The organism is Nitrospirota bacterium (assembly GCA_020846775.1).
In the GTDB taxonomy this organism is placed as follows: Bacteria; Nitrospirota; 9FT-COMBO-42-15; order HDB-SIOI813; family HDB-SIOI813; genus RBG-16-43-11.
This window is the reverse complement of sequence record JADLDG010000063.1, coordinates 1-4,716: the sequence shown is the minus strand read 5'-3', so window position 1 is coordinate 4,716 and position 4,716 is coordinate 1. Positions and strand designations below refer to the sequence as shown.

Below are 4,716 nucleotides of genomic sequence, written 5' to 3'. Positions count from 1 at the left end.
TACCCGGAAGCTCCCAGGCGGTCAGTGTATGTCCAGCCTCGTGGTATGCAGTAATCCTTTTCTCCGTTTCATTTATAGTCTCTTCCTTCGCGGCCCCCATAAGGATTATGTCCCTGGCATCCTCAAAATCAAGCATATCTATTTTCTCTTTGCCCTTCCGAAGGGCGACGAGTGCGGCCTCATTGGTGAGGTTCTCAAGGTCAGCGCCTGTCATGCCAGGAGTTCCCCTGGCCAGGGTTTCAAAGTTGACATCATCGGCCACCACCTTACCCCTGACATGGATTTCAAGGATCGCCTTCCGTTCTTTTCAGCCCGGCCTGTCTATCACAATGTGCCTGTCGAATCTTCCCGGCCTCAACCTCATTCGTCTCTCTCAGCAACACCAAGCCTGAGTTTAGCTTCCCGAAGATACTACGGACGTATTTCAGGTATAACAGAAGGCTTCTTTCCGGTTTGAGCTGCTGTGCCTATGAGACGGTCAAAGAAATGATGCAGATAGTCATAGTGGATAATAGCGTTACCCCCGGGATTATTTTGGCCATTCAGACCTTTGGTAGCAGCGATATCCACTGGCACCCGCACCTCCACTGCTTAGTCACTAACAGATGTTTTGACAAAGATGGGACATCTCATCCAATGAAGATAGTTCATCCCTTCCGCTATCATAGAGGTGTTTCAGCATAAGGTATTCAGGATGTTGCTCAAGGAGGGATTGATCACCTAAGAGCGAGTTCATATGATCCCATCATGGAGGTATTTTTCACTTCGCTCAATGTAAGCACTGCCAGAATTTCATGTCCACAAAGAGGGCAGGGTAGTTGTCAACGATTCTGAAGGCATGGAAGGACTGGCAAGATACCTTATAATGCCCCCTGTATCCCTCGAACGATTAACATATGACCGGAAAAACCAGCAGGTCTACTATCAGGGGAAGGCCGAGACCCATACATATCAGCCTCTTGATTTTCTGGCATATGTGAGCTTACATATCCCCGACAAGGGAGAGCAGATCGTGAGATATTACGGCTGGTACAGTAACAAGAACAGGGGGCTGCGGAAGAAGGATAAACCGGCATCCCCACTATCCCCCCTGGGCATGAGGACCTCACCCATTATCAGAAAAAGTTCAGATCAGCATGGGCAAGACTGATCAGGAAGATCTATGAGGTAGACCCGCTGGTCTGTCCCCAATGTCAGCACACCATGAGAGTCATAGCATTCAGAGGGAGGAAGCCATTATTCATAAAATCCTCAAGCACCTGGGGTTGTAGGAGACCAGAGCATACTCACCACCACCCTCCAGGGCATATGAAAAGACAATCTATGCGCATGAACCCGCCCCATCCATCAGTAGGTAAACATTCTCCTTTTGAGGACATCAGGAGAGGTATGTCTATGAAAGGATAAATCCGCTACCAGATGCCTGAACAAACAGAAAATTCCAGATTAAGAACTATGTAAGACAACGCCTGCATCCCTGCCTGTACTTCCTATCTCAATATGTTGTATGGACTCCCTCCATATACACCAGACTAAATCAGCCAGCGATTTAAAAGAGCGGAGAATACGGATGCATGATTGCAAGACCTGACCCCTAAGCCGTTATTCCTCTCTTCAACGAAACCACGACGATGAGACATAAACCCAGGCTCAGGAGAATCAACGTTCCAGGTTCAGGAACAGATTGGAGAAAACCACGGATTTCTCCAGCTGGAAATTGAGCGGTGTGGATGTTCACATAGGCTTCTCCGGACAACAGTCCAGCAAGCAATGCCGCCTCAGCCCCCGCTGTCGTTCCTCCATGAACGGTAATAAAGGCCCCGCTGAAGGTTGAGGCCAGATTCGTAGCGAAGACGTTTGTGTAGGTCCCGCTTGTGACTCCGGATGGGAAACCCGAAAAAAACACCGCAACTCCAGCGTTTAGCGGCGCAGACACGCAGCAATGGATGTGAGCTACCGTGGTCGCACTATCCAGCCCGCTGAACGTTATATCCACTGATAACATATGCACGGTAGTGTCAAGATCAACTTTCGCAAAACCTGTTCCCAGCGAACTCGTAGCAGGATTCTCACTAAGTCCATCGAGAATCGCAGTAAATGGCACTGCATGACTATGACTGGGCAGAAAAAATACCATGATCACCAGGGCAATGAGCATCATTAATTGTTTCATCGTTTCACCTCCCCTTTTGTAGAGCATTATATTACTTAGGAATGAATTGAACTAAAAAATATAAGAGCAAAATATATGCCTATCCTTTATTTTCTTAAAAAACAACGTATAAACAACCCCTTCACAAAAAAGGAGTCCTCGCACTCCGACCGGAGTGTCAAGTTTTTCATCATTTTTTCCTGTTTTTTCCAGGTCAAAATGTTAGGTTTTATGTCACTCCGCTCCCGCGGTAGCGCATGGGCAACCCTGATCCTGTAGCGGCTCAGGAAAAGTGCGGAATAACAACGCGCTGGAGATGCCTTCGGGAGCAAACGTCGTACCCGACCAGTAGCTGTACGGCTGCAGATTTGTAAAGTCACCTATATTCGTTAACGGACCACCTGCTGTATTCCCCAGCTCTGTATAGTACAGGTGCCCCATCTCACTACCAGTACAGTTGTAGCCATACCCTTGAACTGGAAAAAAGCCTCCAGAGTCATATTGAGAATAACAACTCGAATCAGGTTGAAGCGTAGTAGGTAGCCGCCAGTTGTCAAACCCTGCAAAGGGCAGATTATCCGCCCAGGTATTGGCAGTAAACCAGTCCATTAAACCATCGTCATCATAGCCTGATGTCTTAGCATAGTTGGCATCCTGAAGCCACGACAACTGAATGTCCGTATCATAGATCGTCCCATCTCCCATATCCATGAGTGTAGTGTGGGCAGACACCGAAATCCCGAAGACCAGGATCAACGTCATCAGAATAACATATTATTTCTTCATTCCTTTTCACCTCCATTCATCATCATGCTCCCCTTGTTATAACTCGGCTATATTATGAAGATATACGCATATCTCTTGCCAAATTTATAACCAATTGACATTACAGAAGTTTATACAGGATAACCATGATAACGTCGGGTAAGTGTTAATTTTTTTGTCGCTTTTTGGGCTTTTTCCAAGGACAAAAGTGTCATTTTAAGACTAAGATTCTGGGAAAATTCTTATTTTTCAGCAAGATAGATCTAATAAACCACTGTCTGATTTTCTGTCACTATATATTTTACTGAATAGCTGCCCTATTGTTTCAGGAGTCTCTTTATATTCATCCAGTACATTATCATCAAAGAAGTGGCCAAACGGTCCATGCCCTATGTCATGGAGAAAGCCGGCGACACGGAGCAGTTCCTCTACATATAGCTTGGAAGGATAATCCCGTTGTTAGATATTTCAGGATGGGATAGAGGTGTCTCACAAACCTTCCTGCAAGATGCATCGCACCGAGTGAGTGCTGAAACCTGCTATGCTCGGCATAAGGATAGACCCACCTTGCACTCTGGATCTGATAAATCTGTCTGAGGCGCTGTCCCCAAGAGGAGTCAATCAGGTCCTTCTCAGTCTTTTCCTTCCCCCTCCCACTGTGTACAGTGAAAGATATGTAGCCATGGATTGGGTCTGAGATAAGGGCTATGCCTTCGTATACGGCAGGTTCTGACATACAAAAATCTTACTTTTTCTATTCAAAATTTTATATCTTTTGCCTTTGGACCCCAAGGAAGTTTCACGACAGAGAACTCTACATGCTTATTAACCTCTGCATCATCCCATGTCTCTTCAGATATATCCTCAGGAAGGAACATATAGGACTTGCCATCTTCTCCTTCAATGAAGCCATATGACATGTCATGTGTCATTTCCGTATTCTTTCCACTTTTGTTGCCCTTAGGGCGTGCAGGAACTTGGAGATAAATAGGGACAGCGACTATTTATTATTGCCACACGGTCTACCTCTGGGCTGTGCTTTTAATTCCCTTCACAGCAAACCCTCCATTTTTGCCACAAAGCCTTCCTCTCCACAAGGACTGCCGGAGTTGGTGCTCTCCCGAATCCTGACATTCAAATCCTCATCACCGCTCTTCATAAGACATGTTGGTCAATCAATTATTTCTCTATCCAGATAACAATCATCTGATAAAACTGGATTGTGTCTTTTGTAAATTCGACTCCTTGCACTTGACCATTTATAATCATGATGGGCTTCTACTATTCTTGCTCTCACTGGATTATTTCCCACGTATAGAACTGACGCATAAACATGCTTCTCATCAAGGATAAATGAACTGTCTCGCCCCTGCCACAGGTGTCCATTAAATTAAATAGTCGCTGTCCCTATTAAAGGATAGAGTACAGCGCAACAAATACACTGTTCAGCTCACGCATCATTAAGATCTGCAGGTCTGAATCTGGCCAGAAAGATGAAGAAAGATAAAAAAAACCATGATGATCAATGAGGCACGGATCTTCCTATTCTTTAGAACCCTCTATTATCCTCTCCACATCGGCCCTATCAAGGATTTCTTCCTTTATCAGTGCTTCTGCAAGGGCATCAAGTGCATCTCTTTTTCCACTCAATATCTCAGTGGCCTTTGATTCCGCATCAATTATCATCTTCTGAATCTCCTGGTCCATGACCCAGGCCATCTCCTCGCTGTAGCGTTTAGGTAGTGACAGTTCCCTGCCAAGGAACGGATGTTCTTCTCCACGGCCGAGATTTACAGGAC

Annotated in this window: 7 protein-coding genes and 1 pseudogene; 2 read left to right on the top strand and 6 right to left on the bottom strand. The window is 45.7% G+C overall.

All coding sequences use genetic code 11. From position 1 onward, the window contains the following. Positions 1-364, bottom strand: a pseudogene (locus IT392_09145) (cell division protein FtsH). Positions 365-486: 122 nt separating this feature from the next. Here IT392_09145 and IT392_09140 point away from each other — a divergent pair. Both IT392_09140 and IT392_09135 read left to right on the top strand, forming a co-directional pair. Further along, the gene (locus IT392_09140; protein MCC6544651.1) at positions 487-684 is read left to right on the top strand and encodes a transposase; all 198 of its coding nucleotides are present in this window, start codon (positions 487-489) and stop codon (positions 682-684) included. A gap of 97 nt (positions 685-781) precedes the next feature. Next, the gene (locus tag IT392_09135) at positions 782-1,150 is read left to right on the top strand and encodes a transposase (GenBank protein ID MCC6544650.1); all 369 of its coding nucleotides are present in this window, start codon (positions 782-784) and stop codon (positions 1,148-1,150) included. 444 nt (positions 1,151-1,594) lie between these two features. On the opposite strand, the gene IT392_09130 is transcribed toward IT392_09135, so the two are convergent. From IT392_09130 to IT392_09110, 5 genes are all read right to left on the bottom strand, one after another. Then, the gene (locus tag IT392_09130) at positions 1,595-2,173 is read right to left on the bottom strand and encodes a CHRD domain-containing protein (GenBank protein MCC6544649.1); all 579 of its coding nucleotides are present in this window, start codon (positions 2,171-2,173) and stop codon (positions 1,595-1,597) included. A gap of 213 nt (positions 2,174-2,386) precedes the next feature. Next, entirely contained in the window at positions 2,387-2,914 is a 528-nt protein-coding gene (locus tag IT392_09125; GenBank protein ID MCC6544648.1) for a hypothetical protein, read from the bottom strand. Positions 2,915-3,166: 252 nt separating this feature from the next. Beyond that, positions 3,167-3,340 (bottom strand): HD domain-containing protein, encoded by a 174-nt coding sequence (locus IT392_09120; protein MCC6544647.1) that lies wholly within the window; start codon positions 3,338-3,340, stop codon positions 3,167-3,169. 335 nt (positions 3,341-3,675) lie between these two features. Further along, positions 3,676-3,849, bottom strand: coding sequence for a cold shock domain-containing protein (locus tag IT392_09115; protein ID MCC6544646.1), 174 nt, complete (start codon positions 3,847-3,849; stop codon positions 3,676-3,678). 610 nt (positions 3,850-4,459) lie between these two features. Further along, positions 4,460-4,716, bottom strand: a 257-nt coding sequence (locus tag IT392_09110) for a cell division protein FtsH (GenBank protein ID MCC6544645.1), incomplete at its 5' end; no start/stop codon positions are given.

Excerpts from the sequence above, each read along its gene's own strand:
- IT392_09125 (MCC6544648.1), bottom strand. The coding sequence starts at position 2,914 with ATGACGTTGATCCTGGTCTTCGGGATTTCGGTGTCTGCCCACACTACA.
- IT392_09130 (MCC6544649.1), bottom strand. The coding sequence starts at position 2,173 with ATGAAACAATTAATGATGCTCATTGCCCTGGTGATCATGGTATTTTTT.
- IT392_09140 (MCC6544651.1), top strand. The coding sequence starts at position 487 with ATGATGCAGATAGTCATAGTGGATAATAGCGTTACCCCCGGGATTATT.
- IT392_09115 (MCC6544646.1), bottom strand. The coding sequence starts at position 3,849 with ATGACACATGACATGTCATATGGCTTCATTGAAGGAGAAGATGGCAAG.